The following is a 14,098-nucleotide window of genomic DNA, read 5'->3' as shown; positions in this document are numbered from 1 at the left end:
TAATCTCCACGTTGGACGTCGATTGACCGATCAGCTCAACCTGCTGATTCGGCAGTCGATCCGTACCGGCTCAGGCTCGATCAGGCAATCGGAATTGTTTCAAGGACCTCCGGTAGCTGGCTCCGGGCCTCATTCGACGCGCCAGACACATGCGCAGGTCGCGCCAATGGCGACACTTGCGCCTCCAGTCACACCACGTGGGGAACTCGCGGGCGCATCAGCCCATCAGATAGCGCAGCACACCCGCCGAGACCACGCCGATCAGCACCGTCGGCAGCATCGACAGCCGCGTGGCGGCAAGCAGGGTGATCGCCAGCGCGGCGAGGTCGGCGGGCTTGTCGGCGACGAAGTCGGGCGCGATCACCGAGATCAGCACGCAGCCCGGCGCGGCTTCCATCACCGTTACCGCGCGCTTGCTCAGCCTGCGGTTGCGCAGGGCGAGGAAGCCGACGATGCGGGTCAGGTAGGTGGCGGCGGCCATCAGCACGATGGTCAGCACCGAGGTCCAGTGGATCAGGCCGTTGGAGATCATGCTGCGTCCTCCGCCAGCAGCCAGGCCGCGGCCAGGCCCGCCAGTGCGCCGCTGGCCACGTACCACGCACCCGGGATCAGCAGGTAAGTGGCCGCGGCCACCACCAGGCTGACCAGCCACGGCCGCGCCGCCTTCATGCCTTGCCACATGCCGCGTAGCAGCACCAGGAACACGGCTGGGAAGGCCATGTCGAAGCCATAGGCGTGGATGTCGCCCAGCATCGGGCCGACGATCGCGCCCAATGCGGTGCAGGCCACCCAGACCGTGTACAGGCCTGCCGACACGCCCAGGTAATAGGCCAGGCTGAAGCCGAGCGCACGGCGGCGCGCATCGGCCACGCCCATCGCCCAGCTCTCGTCGCACATGAAGAACAGCGCCGGCAGCACGCGGCGGCGCGGCAGGTGCTGCAGCAGCGGGGCCAGGCTGGCGCCCATCAGCAGGTGGCGGCCGTTGACCAGCGCGGTGATCGCCACGATCAGCGCGATGTGCGGCGGCGAGGTCCACAGTTCGACGGCGGCGAACTCCGAGCCGCCGGCGAAGTTGAGGCCGGTCATCAGCGGCACTTCCAGGGCGCTGAGGCCCTTCTGGGCCGCCTGCGCGCCGAGCACCAGGGCGAAGGGGATGAAGCCGATCATCACCGGCACGGCGGCGCGCAGGCCACGCAGGAATTCGGCACGCGGGGCGGTATCGCAGGTGTCGGGCAGGGGGAGGGTGGTACGGGCGTCCATCGAACGGCACAACAAGGTGGGGGTGGCCCATGCTAGCGGCCTGATCGCGAAATCGGGTTGCGTTGATGCCATTCGATTCGGGAATATTGAGATTCCATGCGGCCAATGTCGCCAACGGTGAAATCCCATGCAGTATCAGCTCGACAACCTTGATCGCCGCATCCTCGACGCCCTGCAGCGTGACGGACGGCTGCAGAACCTGGAGCTGGCCCGGCTGGTGGGCCTCTCGCCCTCGGCCTGCCTGCGACGGGTGCGGCTGCTGGAGGAAGGCGGCTACATCGACCGCTACGTCGCCCTGCTGAATGAGGCCAAGGTGGGCCGTGGCTTCACGGTGTTCGTGCGGGTGTGGCTGCGCGGGCAGGACGAGGACACCACCAACCACTTCATCAACAGCATCAAGTCTTTCCCGGAAGTGCTTGAATGCCATCTGATGGCCGGCGACTGCGATTTCCTGCTGCGGGTGGCGGTGGCGGACCTTGATGCCTACCGGCAGTTCCAGATGCAGCACCTGAACCGGATTGCCGGGGTGCAGAACACCAAGACCGAGATCCCGATGCAGCGGATCAAGCAGACCACCCAGCTGCCGCTTTGAGGATGGGGGTTTCCGGCCGGGTTGCACCCGGCACCCGCGGTAGTGCCGGCCGCTGGCCGGCAACCTCAGGAGCAACAGCCGAAGCAACAGCGTGCATTCCGTGGGATGGCGGGGTGGGTCCGGTCGCAGGGGACGCCGTAAACCCGTCCATGGGGGCTTGGCCGCGGCATCCATGCCGCGGACACCCCTGCAACCAGACCCACCCCGCCTTCGACAGATTTCCGCGATCTGTCGGAACGGCATGAACTGCTCTTGGTGGGTGTCGACCTTGGTCGACACGTTCTGGCCGGCACGGGGTCGGATCCCGTTGCTGCGCAACGGGCTCTGACCCCCGTGCGTAGATAGCGTGGTCTGTTCGATTCATTGATGCCCGATGCGTGACTGGCTTCATGGAGCCAGTCACGCCGCCGGCCGTAGGCGGCGGTCATCGCAATGACATGTGTCCCCGGTACGGTTTGAGCCCGCTTGCTGGTCGCGCGCGGGCCGGGGTTCCGGTCGTGCCGCGCGTCCACTGCAGCTGCTGTCGCTGCCGGGGGTCATGTGTTCTACGTCAGGGGGCTGAATGGACACCATGCGGTCAGAACTTGGAAGGTGGCCATCGCCGCATGGCTGCTGCTGTCCTTTGCCGCTGTGGCGCAGGACGGTGTTCATGCCTACGACATCCCCGCGCAACCGCTGGAACAGGCGGTCGAGCGTTTCAGCGTCATCAGCGGGTGGTCGGTGATGTACCCGGGCGACCTTGCCGCAGGCCGCAACAGCCATGCGCTGCGCGCCAGCCTGGCGCCGCTGCCTGCGCTGCAGATGCTGCTGCAGGACACCGGTATCGAGGCCGAGGTGATCGGCGAGCAGCGCGTGGTGCTGCGCCGGGGCGGGCAGTCGGTGGCCGAGGCGGATGTTGGCACCGGCCTTCCCGAGGCCGAGCGTCGGCGCCGCTATGGCGGCCTTCAGCAGCGCCTGCGTGCGGCGTTCTGTGACGACCCCGAGATCGCGCCCGGCCGCTATGCCGCAACGCTGCGCTTCCGCGTCGACGGCGAAGGCCAGGTGCAGCAGCCCGAGCTGCTGTCCGGCAGTGGCAGTGCCCGCCGCGATGCACGCCTGCTGCAGGCGCTGCAGGGCCTGGTGCTGGCGCCGGATGCCGCTGAGCTGCCGCAGCCGGTGACCCTGCAGATTCGTCCTTCCGGCACCGACCACGACTGTGGCCGGCGCGCGCCCCTTCCATGACTTCAAGGATTCGAACATGAGCAACGGTACGGCTGGGGCAGTTGACCTGATGGACCACCTTCTGGGTGCCTACGACGAGCTGAAGCGCCGACTGGTGCGCAAGCTGGGCTCGGAAGAGCTGGCCGGCGACGCGCTGCAGGACACCTGGATGCGCCTGAGTGCGCGCCGTGACCGCCTGGATGCGGTGCAGAACCCCGCGGCCTACCTGCTGCGCATGGCGATGAATACCGTGATCGACCGCCAGCGTGCCGACCACCGCCTGCTGAGCCTGGAAGAGGTGGAGACGCTGATGGACATGGCCGACCCGGCACCGGGCCCGGCGCAGGCGGCCGAACTCGACTTCGCGCTGGAAGACATGGTCGGTCTGCTGCAGCGCATGCCCGAGCGTCGTCGCCGCATCCTGCTGGCGATCCGCGTCGACGGCCTGCAGCAGCGCGACGTCGCCGATCACCTCGGCGTGTCGTTGCGGCTGGTGCAGCGTGAGTTGAAGGCGGCCCAGGACTATCTGGCCGAGCGCAGCGGGCAGGGGCGCCAGGTGCGGTTCTGAGCGGCGGCATCCGTCTACACTTTGACGCCGAGCAGAACCCCGCAGCGTGCGGGTCCGGCATGAGCCCCCATGGATCCTGACGATCGCCCGCAACGCCCGCTGGATGCCGTCGAGCGTCAGGCCCACGCGTGGGTGGTGCGGCTGACCTCGGGCGAGGCCACTGCGGCCGACGGGCGCAGGTTCCGCGCGTGGTGCGAGGCCGATCCGCGTCATCGCGAAGCATTCGGCCGGGCGCGCCAGCAATGGGAACAGGTGCGACTGGCCGGTGAGCAGCTGCCTGCCGCAGCACGGCAACCGGTCGCGCCGACACCGGCCCAGCGCTGGAGCCGGCGTGCCTTCCTGGGCGCCGCGATTGCCGCACCGGCCAGCCTGGTGGTGGTGGCGGCGATCCGCCCGCCGCTGGGATTGTGGCCCTCGGTGACGGCGATGACGGCCGATTTCCACACCGGTACCGGTCAGCGCCTGCAGATCGCACCTTCGCCACAGCTGAAGATCGAGCTGGATACGCAGAGCAGCCTGCGCCGCCGTGCGGATGCGCAGGGCGAAGGCTTCGAACTGGTGCAGGGCCAGGCCGCGATCGAAACCCAGGCCGGCCTGCGCCTGGCTCTGTTCGCGGGGCCGGGCTGCGTGATTGCCGATGAAGGTGCGGTGCGCCTGGACGTGCGCAACACCCACGGCCAGGTACGGGTGACCTGCCTGCAGGGCAGCGCCCGCATCGAGCATCCGCAGGGCCGCCTGCAGCTGCAGGCGGGCCAGCAGACCCAGTACGACGAGCGCCTCAGTGGCGTGGTGGCCGAAGCCGTGGCCTCGGAAGTGAGTGCCTGGACCGAAGGCATGCTGGTATTCCGCCGCGCTCCATTGCGCGAGGTGGTGGATGAAATCAACCGCTACCGCCGCGGCAAGGTGCTGCTGGGCGAATCGGCGTTGGCGCGCGCCCCGGTCAGCGGCCGCTTCCGCATCGATGATCCGGACGCGGCGCTGGAGCAGCTGCGACTGACGATGTCGCTGGATCTGCGTCGCTTTCCGGGTGGCATTGCCGTCCTTGGTTAGGTGAAGACGCTGGCCGTGCGCGCCGCGCAGGGCTGTTGCAAGCAAGGAGACGCCAAGGATGCGCAACGAGAGCATCGGTGTGCTGGATCTGCGCCGCAATCTGTCGGCGTTGCTGGAAACCACGCAGCGACGGCCTTTGATGGTGCACCGCTACGGCTCGCCATGGGTGTGTGTGGTGTCCGACGCGCAGTGGCAGCAACAGGCTGTGCTGCTGGACTTCGATCCGCAGTCGCACCCGCTGGCGATGCTGTTGCGCCTGCAGCAGCAGGTGTTGCCGCTGGCTGAAACCGGTGCGTTGCCGCCTGCGGTCCTTGCACGCGCACTGCTGCTGATGGACATGCATGGCATCGAGGATCTCGCGCAGCTGCACGAGCAGGTGCTGCACCATCGGCTGTGGCACTGGTTCGTGGCGGGCACCCGCGGGGTGATGGACGGCTGGCAGCTGCCGGCGGTGCGCATTGCGATGGCGTCATGGTGCGATCACGTGGACATGACGGATGCACTGGTCGCGTTCGCCGCGCGCAGCGACGTGGCGGTACTGGCCCGCCGCTGCGGCGGTGACGCACCGCGACTGCAGCGCGAAGCCTTCAGGCGCATGACGCTGCGATGACGTTGTCGATGAAGCACCACGCAGCGCACAGAGTTGCATTCGCGCTGTCGCTTCACCTGCCTTGCTGACGTCTTCTCCAGAGTACGACGCACCACGCGTCGCGGAGCACGGGCGACGCAGATGGCAGACAGTCGCAGGATCAGCATGCTGGAGCTGGATCGCCACCTGAGCCAGTCACTGGAGCAGGCGCGGCACACGCCCTTGAACGTGCAACGTTACGGGCACTCGTGGGTCTGGGTGCTGTCCAGTGATGCCTGGGCCGATGCGGCGCGCTGGGCGGCACTGGACAGCAGCGCGCATCCGTTGGCGGCGCTGCGGCGCGCCCTCGATCTGCAGCTGCGGCCCTGGCCCGAAGCGGCCATGAACGCGCTGCCGCTTGATGCAGGCGATGTGCGGCTGCTGCAACGTGCGGCCCTGCTGGTGGTCGTGCGTGATCTCAACAGTGCGCAGCGCGTGTACGACGATCTGCGCTATCACCAGGCCTACCGGACGTTCATCGGCCTCGACCATGGCACCGCGTGGTCGCCGATGCAGTGCGTGCGCCTGCTGCAGGCGTGCGCGCATCCGCTGCTGCGCGGCTGCATCGACGAAACGCTGGCCAGTGTGCCACCCCACCTGTTCGAGGCGGCACGCGTACCGGCTGCCCCTGCGCCCACGCAGGCACATGCGCAGCGAATTGCCGGCGGATGTTTATCGTACTGACACATGCACCGCTGACCATGGCGCAGCGGTCTCTTCCAGGATGACGAGGGCGGAACAATGGCAAGGCAGGTGGGTGGTCGCAGGGCTCGGCAGCAGGGTTTCAGCCTGATCGAGATCATGGTGGTGGTGGTGATCATCGGCATTCTCGCGGCATTGATCGTGCCGCGGTTGATGGACCGTCCCGACCAGGCGCGCGTGGTGGCGGCGCGCCAGGACATCGCCGCGCTGATGCAGGCGCTGAAACTGTTCAAGCTGGACAATGGCCGCTATCCCAGCGCCGAGCAGGGCCTGCAGGCGCTGGTGAAGCCGCCGCAGGGCAGCGGTGCGATGCCGGTGACACCGTATCTAGATCGCCTGCCGAATGACCCATGGGGCCATCCGTACCAGTACCAGAGTCCCGGAACCCATGGCGACATCGATGTGTTCTCGCTGGGTGCGGACAGCAAGCCCGGTGGCGACGCCGGGAACGCGGATATCGGCTCCTGGCAGCTGTGAGGCGTGCTGATGACAGCCCGGACGCGTTCGGTCCCGTGCGCCCGCCAGCGTGGCATGGCGGTGATTGTCGCCCTGCTGGTGGTGGCACTGGTGGCGGTGATTGCCACTGCACTGCTGACCCGGCAGTCGGCGCAGCTGCGCGCGCTGCGTAGTGACCAGCTGCGCGCGCAGGTGCGCATGGCGGTCGATGCCACCCTGGAGCGCGCGGCGCAGCAGCTGCGTGACGATGTAAAGGAGCAGCTGACCACGGTGCGCAGCGGACGCTGGACGCGTCCGCTGACGCTGCAGGCGCCGTTGCCGGTGCAGCTGCAGCTGGTGGATGCGCAGTCGATGTTCAACCTGCGCAACCTGCTGGCGCATGGCCGGCCGGACCCCGAGGCGCGACGCGCGTTCATCGCGTTGTGTGCTGCACAAGGGCTGGGCCAGGGCGCCTGCGCATCCGCGGCGGACCACATCCAGGCGCGCCTGCGCGACGGTGACATCCTGGCGCAGGCCCCACTGCCGCGCGAATCACTGATCGCGCAGGCACTGGCCGGTGCCGATCCGGTGGCACTGCAGGCGCTGGCGCGGCGCACCGTGGTGCTGCCGGCGCAGACCCTGGTCAACGCCAACACCAGCGACCTGAGCGTTCTGCAGGCGGTGACGCCTGCGGTCGAGCCGGCACGGCTGCAGGCGCTGCTCGGTGAGCGCGACGGCGGCCATTGGCTGCTCAACCGCGGCGACATCGCCAATCGACTTCAATTGAGCAACGAACAGATGGCCGTGCTTCCCTTGGGCATCCATAGCGAGTGGTTCCTTGCGGTCGGCCGGGTGCAGGCCGATGGCAGTGCGGTCGAGTTCCGTGCGTTGCTCTGGCGCGAATACCGCGACGATGGAGCGCGCGTGCAGCGCGTGTGGACGAGGATCGGCGCATGAACGTGCAGCTTCGGGTGCGCCTGCCGGCGCTGGAGTGCCTGCGTGCCGACAGCACGGTGGACTGGGTGCAGCTGCACAAGGGCGAGGTAGTGGCACACGGCCGCGACACGCTGACGGCACTGGGTCTGCGTCATCCGAAGGCGACGGTGCGCGCCTGCCTCGATCCGCACGACCTGATCCTGCTGGAACTTCAGCTGCCGCCGTTGTCCGGGCGGCGCCTGCAGTCGGCGCTGCAGGGCGAGGTGGAGGCGATGCTGCTGGATGACCTGCAGGAGGTGGCGCTGGCCCACGGTGCGCAGGCGGCTGACGGCACGGTTCCGGTGGCCTGGCTCGGCCAGCAGGCGGTCCTGCAGGCGCAGCAGCTGCTGGCCTCGTGCGCACTGCAGCTGCAGGCGTTGTATCCGACGCCGCTGCTGCTGCCGTGGCAGGACGGACAGGCCACGCTGCAGGTCAGCGGCGAGCACCTGCTGGTGCGCAGCGGGCGCGATCGTGGGTTCGTCCAATGGTATGGCGGACGCGACGCATGTGCCGTGATGCAGGCCCTGGCGGTGCGCCTGCAGCAGGCCGGCGTGCAGGCCGTGCAATGGATCGACAGCGTGCCGCCGGCGTGGCCGGACAGCCTGCCGGCCACCGCCGTTACGCATGAACGGCAGGCGGGTGGCCCTCTGCCGGGGTGGTCATTGCCGCTGCCCGGTGCGGGTCGGAAAGCGCCACGCCTGGCGATCGGCCTCGCGTTGGCGGCAGTGCTGCTGGCCGCACTCGGCCTGCAGCTGCAGGTCTCGCGCTGGCGGATCGAGGGCGAGGCGCTGCAACAGGACATGGCGCGGCAGTTCAACGCACGCTTCCCGGAGATCACCGATGTGGTGGATCCGGTGCTGCAGGCACGGCGTGCTCTGGCGGTGCCACCGCCGGCGCCGCCGTTGCCGCCGTTGCAACGGCAGGTCGCCAGCACGCTGCAGGCCGTTCCGGAGCTGGCGGGGCAGGTGCGCAGCCTGCATTACCAGCCCGGCCAGCTGGACATGGAGCTGGATGCCGATGCCCAGGCGTTGGCCGATGATCCACAACGCCTGGAGCACTGGCAGCAGGCGGTGCAGGTGCAGGGCCTGCAGCTGGCGCGCGACGCCGGTGGGCGCCTGCGGGTGAGCGGAGCTGGACAGTGACCGCCCGTACCCTGCGGCTGGGCGAGGGAGTGGCGGGCCTGCAGCAGCGCTGGCAGCGCCTGCCACCGCGCGACCGGCTGATGCTGTGGGTGATGGTGGTGGCGCTGCTGGCAGCGGGCCTGTGGTCGTTGTGGCTGGAGCCCCTGCTGAAGCAGCGCACGCACTGGCAGGCCGAACTGCCACGGCTGCAGGCGCAGTCCCGCGCACTGGCGCCGCTGCTTCGCGCCCGTGAGCGCCAGCAGCAGGCGCAGGGCCAGCACCCGACGCTGGCCAGCCTGCGGGACGGAATCAGATCCGCCGGCCTTGCCGACGGCCTGCATATCGAAGCGCGCGACGGGCGCTGGCACCTGCAGGTGCAGGCGGTGCCCGCCGACGCGCTATGGAACTGGCTGCTGCCGCTGCTGGCCGACCCGGCCATCGAGCTGCAGCAGCTGCAACTGACACGCACAGGGGATGCGAACATGCCGGCGGCACGGATTTCCGGAAACATCGTGATGGTGGCCACTGCGGGTGCCCATCCATGAGGGCGATGCGCAGCCTTGCCTGCAGTACTGCATTGGCCCTGATCGTGGGCATGGCCCACGTGCCGGCGCCGGTGGCAGCGCAGGACACCCGCGATGAGCCGGTGCAGCTGAACCTGGTGGATACCGATATCGGTGGCGTGCTGCGCATGGCAGCACGGTTCACCGGCCGCCAGTTCCTGGTCGACCCACGGGTGACCGGCAAGATGACGGTGGTCTCCGATGGCCCGGTCAGCCGTACCCAGGCCTATCAGCTGCTGCTGGGCGCACTGCGCATGCGCGGCTTCGCGGTGGTCGAGAACGGCGGCGTCAGCCGGGTGGTGCCGCAAGCTGACGCCAAGCTGCTCGGTGGGCGCGTGGGCAGCGGCGGTGCAGGGGGCGAGATCGCCACGCGCACCTTCGCGCTGCGCTACGAGAACGCGGCCGCGCTGGTGGCGGTGCTGCGGCCGATGATCAGCCCGGACAATCCGATCACTGCCAACCCGGGCAACAACACCCTGGTGATCACCGACTATGCCGACAACCTGGAGCGCATCGCACACGTGATCGCCAGCGTCGACACGCCGGCCGGCATGGACACCGATGTGGTGAAGCTGCAGCAGGGCATTGCCGTTGACGTGGCGGCGATGGTCGCGCCGCTGCTGGATGCGCAGGGCGCCGAACCGAGCCAGAAAGTGGTGGTGATGGCCGACCCGCGCAGCAACAGCGTGCTGCTGCGTTCCAGCAGTCCCGGCCGCACCCGTCTGGCGCGGCAGCTGGTGGAGAAGCTGGACCGCGCGCAGGACGAGTCCGGCAACCTGCATGTGGTCTACCTGCGCAATGCCCAGGCCAATCAGCTCGCCGGTGTGCTGCGCGGCGTGGTGGCCGGGCAGAGCGATGCACCGGCAATGGGCAGCAACGAAGGCATCACGCCACTGCCCGGCGATGCAAACCGTTCCACACCCGCCCAACCGTCGCAGCCACAGCAGGCCAAGACCGGTGGCAATGCGCTGGAATCGCAGCGGCTGGACCCGAACCGCCGCGACCCGATCGACGCCGGCAGCACCGGCTTCAGCCAGAACGGTATTTCGGTGCAGGCGGACGTGGCCACCAACACGCTGCTGATCTCGGCGCCGGAACCGGTGTACCGCAACCTGCGGCGGGTGATCGACCAGCTGGACCAGCGCCGTGCACAGGTGCTGGTGGAAAGCCTGATCGTGGAGGTCAACCAGACCGACGCGGCCGAACTGGGCGTGCAGTGGATGCTGGGCAATGGCCGCACCTTCGGCGGCACCCACTTCGGCGGCACCACCGGCGGGAGCGGGCTGAACACCACCGCACGCACCACACTGGACGTGCTGCCCAAGGACGGCCTGAAGATCGGCGTCATCGACGGCACCATCAACCTGCCCGGTGTCGGCCAGATCCTCAACATGAAGGCGCTGGCCAACGCGCTGCAGAGCAAGGGCGGCGCCAACATCCTGTCCACGCCGAACCTGATGACGCTGGACAACGAAGCGGCCAGCATCATGGTCGGTCAGACCGTGCCGTTCGTCAGCGGCCGCTACGTGACCGACGGTGGTGGTGGCAGCAACAACCCGTTCCAGACCATCGTGCGCGAGGACGTGGGCCTGAAGCTGCGGGTACGCCCGCAGATTTCCGAGGGCGGCACGGTGAAGCTGGACATCTACCAGGAAGTCAGCAGCATCGACGCGCAGAGCGCGAACAGCACGGCCGGCATCATCACCAACAAGCGGGCCCTGGATACCAGCGTGCTGCTGGACGACGGCCAGATCATGGTGCTGGGCGGCCTGCTGGAAGACAGCGTCAGCCATGGCCGTGATGCGGTGCCGGGGCTGGGAAAGATCCCGGTGCTGGGTGCCTTGTTCCGCAGCGACACGCGCAAGCGCGCCAAGACCAACCTGATGGTGTTCCTGCGCCCGCACGTGGTGCGTGACCCGGCCGCCGGCCAGCGCCTGACCCGCGACCGCTACGACTACATGCGCAACGCGCAGGCCGGCGCGCAACCGGTGCAGAGCTGGGCATTGCCGGCGCTGTCGGCACCGCAGCTGCCGCCGCAGGACCTGTCTGTACTCGGCCAGGGCAATGCGCGCGATGGCCAGGGCCAGCCGCTGCAGAACAGCAGCCTGGCGGCGCTGTACCCGTCCGGTGACGGCGATGCGCAGCTGGTGCAGTTCGCACAGGGGCTGGACCCGGCCCGTGCCAGCCAGGGCGTGGCACAGGTGCGGGCACTGGGTCTGCAGGCCTATGCCGAAGCGACGCCCGGCGAGAGCGGGCAACGCCTGCGGGTGCGATTGCCACGCGATCCGGCGACGCTGGACCCGGCGCTGCAGCAGTTGCGCGGACTCGGCTACACGCCGGAACTGGTGATCGGGCCGTGAGCGCCGCCGCGCCACTGCCGTACGCCTGGGTGCGCAGCCATGGCGTGATGCTGTCCGAAGTTGGCGGCGAGCCGGTGCTGCTGGGCACCGCCGACACCGCGGCGTGGGCCGTGGCCGAACTGCGCCGCCGGCATGGCCCGCTGCCGTTCCAGGCGCTGGATGCCGCGACGTGGCAGCAGCGGCTGGGTGAGCAGTATCGTGACGGCGGCGATGCCGCTGCCGTGGTCGGTGCCGCCGAAAGCGAAGTCGATCTGGACCGGCTGATGCAGGACATGCCGGAAGTCACCGACCTGCTGGATGCGCAGGACGATGCGCCGGTGATCCGCATGATCAACGCGCTGCTGGCACAGGCCGCGCGTGATGGCGCCAGCGACCTGCACATCGAACCCTTCGAGACCCACTCGGTGGTGCGTTACCGGGTGGACGGCACCCTGCGCGACATGGTGCAGCCGCGGCGCGCACTGCACGCGGCACTGGTGTCGCGCATCAAGATCATGGCCCACCTGGACATCGCCGAGAAGCGGCTGCCGCAGGACGGGCGCATCGCGATCCGCGTGGGTGGGCGTCCCTTGGACATCCGTGTCTCCACGGTGCCGACCGGGCATGGCGAGCGTGCTGTGCTGCGCCTGCTGGAAAAGGATGCCGGCCGGCTGCAGCTGCAGCGCCTGGGCATGGCCGATGACACCCTGGCCACGTTCACCGGATTGATCCGGCAGCCGCATGGCATCGTGCTGGTCACCGGGCCGACCGGCAGTGGCAAGACAACGTCGCTGTATGCGGCGCTGGGCCAGCTCGACAGCAGCACCAGCAACATTCTCACCGTGGAGGACCCGGTGGAGTATGACTTCGCCGGCATCGGCCAGATCCAGGTCAACGCGCGTATCGGCATGAGCTTCGGCACGGCGCTGCGCGCGATCCTGCGCCAGGACCCGGACACCATCATGATCGGTGAGATCCGCGACCTGGAGACCGCACAGATTGCGGTGCAGTCGTCGCTGACCGGCCATGGCGTGCTGGCGTCCCTGCACACCAACGACGCGATCTCGGCGGTGACCCGCCTGGCCGATATGGGCGTGGAGCCGTTCCTGCTGGCCTCGTCGCTTCGCGGCGTGCTGGCGCAGCGGCTGGTGCGGCGGCTGTGCACGCAATGCCGGCGTGCCGAGGTGGATGGCGACGGCCGTACCGTGTGGCGCGCGGTGGGCTGCGCGGCCTGTGCCAACAGCGGCTACCGGGGGCGTACCGGCATCCACGAGCTGTTCGTGGTGGACGATCGCGTGCGCGCGCTGATCCATGAAGGGCAGGGTGAACCTGCGCTGCGCGAGGCGGCGCGGCGTGCCGGCATGCGGACCTTGCGGCAGGATGGCCAGCGCTGGGTCGACAGCGGGGTGACCACGCTGGAAGAGATCCTGCGCGTCACCGGCGACGATTGAGGCCTGCATGGCACTGTTCGACTACCAGGCCGCCAACGCGCAGGGCCGCATCGAGAAGGGCCAGCTGGACGCCGACAGCCCGCGCGGCGCGCGCCAGGTGCTGCGCGGTCGTGGGCTGACGCCCGTGCAGGTCAGCGCGGCGCGCAGTGCGGGCAGTGGCTGGGGCACGCGCCGGCTGTCCGCCAGCGAGCTGGCCTGGGCCACGCGCCAGCTGGCCAGCCTGCTGGCCGCGAGCCTGCCGTTGGAAGGTGCATTGAGTGCGGTGATTGAACAGGCCGAGCGCCCGCATGTGGCCCAGGCACTCACCGCCGTACGCGCCGACGTGCGTGCCGGCCAGCGCCTGACCGTGGCATTGGCTGCACGGCCACGTGATTTTCCGCCGATCTACCGGGCGCTGGTGGGCGCCGGTGAGGACTCCGGCGACCTGGCGCGGGTGATGGAGCGCCTTGCCGACTACATCGAAGAGCGCAATGCGCTGCAGGCCAAGGTGCTGACCGCCTTCATCTACCCGGCGGCGATCAGCCTGGTGTCAGTGGCGATCGTGATCTTCCTGCTCAGCTACGTGGTGCCGCAGGTGGTGACCGCGTTCGTGCAGGCGCGGCAGACGCTACCGATGCTGACCCAGGTGATGCTGGCCGCCAGCGCGTTCGTGCGCAGCTGGGGCGTGTGGGTGGGGTTGGCCATCGCTGCGATGGTGGTGGCATGGCGATTGGCGTTGCGCCAGCCCGAACTGCGCCTGCGCTGGGATGCGATGCTGCTGCGGCTGCCGATGGTCGGACGCTTCGTGCTGGGCGTGAACAGTGCGCGCTTCGCCTCGACACTGGCGATCCTGCTGGATGCGGGTGTGCCGCTGCTGCGTGCATTGGAAGCAGCGCGACAGACCCTGGGAAACACGCTGCTGGCGCGCTGTGCCGATGATGTGGCTGCACGCGTACGCGAAGGCGCGGCACTGGGTGCTGCGTTGAAGGTGCAGAAAGTGTATCCGCCGATCCTGGTGCACCTGGTGGCCAGCGGCGAGAAGACCGGTTCGCTGGCGCCACTGCTGGACCGCGCCGCACAGACGATCTCGCGCGAGATCGAGCGCCGCGCGATGGCACTGACTGCACTGCTGGAACCGACCATGATCCTGGTGATGGGCGGCGTGGTGTTGACGATCGTGCTGGCGGTGCTGATGCCGATCATGGAAATGAACCAGCTGGTGCAGTAGATCCACG

The 14,098-nt window shown here is 68.9% G+C and carries 15 protein-coding genes; 13 read left to right on the top strand and 2 right to left on the bottom strand.

Going from position 1 to position 14,098, the window contains the following annotated elements:
- Positions 1-217: 217 nt before the first annotated feature.
- Together ACUZUJ_RS12230 and ACUZUJ_RS12225 are read right to left on the bottom strand one after the other, a co-directional pair.
- Positions 218-532 carry a branched-chain amino acid transport AzlD family protein gene (locus ACUZUJ_RS12230; protein WP_458220822.1) on the bottom strand — a complete coding sequence of 105 codons (315 nt, stop codon included), beginning with the start codon at positions 530-532 and terminating at the stop codon, positions 218-220.
- Positions 529-1,260, bottom strand: a complete 732-nt coding sequence (locus ACUZUJ_RS12225; protein WP_458220821.1) for an AzlC family ABC transporter permease — start codon at positions 1,258-1,260, stop codon at positions 529-531. Before ACUZUJ_RS12225 ends, ACUZUJ_RS12230 begins: the two co-directional genes overlap by 4 nt.
- A gap of 127 nt (positions 1,261-1,387) precedes the next feature.
- Here ACUZUJ_RS12225 and ACUZUJ_RS12220 point away from each other — a divergent pair, with 127 nt between their 5' ends.
- The 13 genes from ACUZUJ_RS12220 to gspF all read left to right on the top strand — a co-directional run bounded on the left by ACUZUJ_RS12220 (position 1,388) and on the right by gspF (position 14,091).
- Positions 1,388-1,852 (top strand): Lrp/AsnC family transcriptional regulator, encoded by a 465-nt coding sequence (locus ACUZUJ_RS12220; protein WP_005413654.1) that lies wholly within the window; start codon positions 1,388-1,390, stop codon positions 1,850-1,852.
- 540 nt (positions 1,853-2,392) lie between these two features.
- Positions 2,393-3,073, top strand: coding sequence for a TonB C-terminal domain-containing protein (locus ACUZUJ_RS12215; protein ID WP_458220820.1), 681 nt, complete (start codon positions 2,393-2,395; stop codon positions 3,071-3,073).
- A gap of 16 nt (positions 3,074-3,089) precedes the next feature.
- The gene (locus ACUZUJ_RS12210) at positions 3,090-3,620 is read left to right on the top strand and encodes an RNA polymerase sigma factor (RefSeq protein ID WP_032961748.1); all 531 of its coding nucleotides are present in this window, start codon (positions 3,090-3,092) and stop codon (positions 3,618-3,620) included.
- 69 nt (positions 3,621-3,689) lie between these two features.
- Entirely contained in the window at positions 3,690-4,670 is a 981-nt protein-coding gene (locus ACUZUJ_RS12205; protein WP_049444695.1) for a FecR family protein, read from the top strand.
- 58 nt (positions 4,671-4,728) lie between these two features.
- Complete coding sequence (locus ACUZUJ_RS12200; protein ID WP_458220819.1) at positions 4,729-5,280, top strand: hypothetical protein; 552 nt, start codon at positions 4,729-4,731, stop codon at positions 5,278-5,280.
- A 144-nt stretch (positions 5,281-5,424) separates the two neighbouring features.
- The gene (locus tag ACUZUJ_RS12195; RefSeq protein ID WP_458220818.1) at positions 5,425-5,982 is read left to right on the top strand and encodes a hypothetical protein; all 558 of its coding nucleotides are present in this window, start codon (positions 5,425-5,427) and stop codon (positions 5,980-5,982) included.
- 57 nt (positions 5,983-6,039) lie between these two features.
- The gene (gene gspG, locus ACUZUJ_RS12190) at positions 6,040-6,477 is read left to right on the top strand and encodes a type II secretion system major pseudopilin GspG (RefSeq protein ID WP_087922756.1); all 438 of its coding nucleotides are present in this window, start codon (positions 6,040-6,042) and stop codon (positions 6,475-6,477) included.
- 9 nt (positions 6,478-6,486) lie between these two features.
- Positions 6,487-7,392 (top strand): type II secretion system minor pseudopilin GspK, encoded by a 906-nt coding sequence (gspK, locus tag ACUZUJ_RS12185; protein ID WP_458220817.1) that lies wholly within the window; start codon positions 6,487-6,489, stop codon positions 7,390-7,392.
- A complete protein-coding gene (gspL, locus tag ACUZUJ_RS12180; protein ID WP_101765581.1) occupies positions 7,389-8,552 on the top strand; it encodes a type II secretion system protein GspL in 1,164 nt (387 codons plus the stop codon). Before gspK ends, gspL begins: the two co-directional genes overlap by 4 nt.
- Entirely contained in the window at positions 8,549-9,076 is a 528-nt protein-coding gene (locus tag ACUZUJ_RS12175; protein ID WP_049444703.1) for a type II secretion system protein M, read from the top strand. The genes gspL and ACUZUJ_RS12175 overlap by 4 nt, the downstream gene beginning before the upstream one ends.
- Positions 9,073-11,454 (top strand): type II secretion system secretin GspD, encoded by a 2,382-nt coding sequence (gene gspD / locus ACUZUJ_RS12170; RefSeq protein WP_458220816.1) that lies wholly within the window; start codon positions 9,073-9,075, stop codon positions 11,452-11,454. Before ACUZUJ_RS12175 ends, gspD begins: the two co-directional genes overlap by 4 nt.
- Positions 11,451-12,884 carry a type II secretion system ATPase GspE gene (gene gspE / locus ACUZUJ_RS12165; protein WP_071227951.1) on the top strand — a complete coding sequence of 478 codons (1,434 nt, stop codon included), beginning with the start codon at positions 11,451-11,453 and terminating at the stop codon, positions 12,882-12,884. Before gspD ends, gspE begins: the two co-directional genes overlap by 4 nt.
- A 7-nt stretch (positions 12,885-12,891) precedes the next feature.
- Positions 12,892-14,091 carry a type II secretion system inner membrane protein GspF gene (gene gspF, locus ACUZUJ_RS12160; protein WP_049444712.1) on the top strand — a complete coding sequence of 400 codons (1,200 nt, stop codon included), beginning with the start codon at positions 12,892-12,894 and terminating at the stop codon, positions 14,089-14,091.
- Positions 14,092-14,098: the final 7 nt, after the last annotated feature.

This window comes from Stenotrophomonas sp. S4, assembly GCF_054187805.2.
The sequence above is the reverse complement of the archived record's forward strand: the minus strand, read 5'-3'. Positions and strand labels throughout refer to the sequence as shown.

Bases quoted from the DNA above. Each gene is read 5' to 3' on its own strand.
- ACUZUJ_RS12230 (WP_458220822.1), bottom strand. From the start codon at position 532: ATGATCTCCAACGGCCTGATCCACTGGACCTCGGTGCTGACCATCGTG.
- ACUZUJ_RS12225 (WP_458220821.1), bottom strand. From the start codon at position 1,260: ATGGACGCCCGTACCACCCTCCCCCTGCCCGACACCTGCGATACCGCC.
- ACUZUJ_RS12220 (WP_005413654.1), top strand. From the start codon at position 1,388: ATGCAGTATCAGCTCGACAACCTTGATCGCCGCATCCTCGACGCCCTG.
- ACUZUJ_RS12210 (WP_032961748.1), top strand. From the start codon at position 3,090: ATGAGCAACGGTACGGCTGGGGCAGTTGACCTGATGGACCACCTTCTG.
- ACUZUJ_RS12205 (WP_049444695.1), top strand. From the start codon at position 3,690: ATGGATCCTGACGATCGCCCGCAACGCCCGCTGGATGCCGTCGAGCGT.
- ACUZUJ_RS12200 (WP_458220819.1), top strand. From the start codon at position 4,729: ATGCGCAACGAGAGCATCGGTGTGCTGGATCTGCGCCGCAATCTGTCG.
- ACUZUJ_RS12195 (WP_458220818.1), top strand. From the start codon at position 5,425: ATGCTGGAGCTGGATCGCCACCTGAGCCAGTCACTGGAGCAGGCGCGG.
- gspG (WP_087922756.1), top strand. From the start codon at position 6,040: ATGGCAAGGCAGGTGGGTGGTCGCAGGGCTCGGCAGCAGGGTTTCAGC.
- gspK (WP_458220817.1), top strand. From the start codon at position 6,487: ATGACAGCCCGGACGCGTTCGGTCCCGTGCGCCCGCCAGCGTGGCATG.
- gspL (WP_101765581.1), top strand. From the start codon at position 7,389: ATGAACGTGCAGCTTCGGGTGCGCCTGCCGGCGCTGGAGTGCCTGCGT.
- gspD (WP_458220816.1), top strand. From the start codon at position 9,073: ATGAGGGCGATGCGCAGCCTTGCCTGCAGTACTGCATTGGCCCTGATC.
- gspF (WP_049444712.1), top strand. From the start codon at position 12,892: ATGGCACTGTTCGACTACCAGGCCGCCAACGCGCAGGGCCGCATCGAG.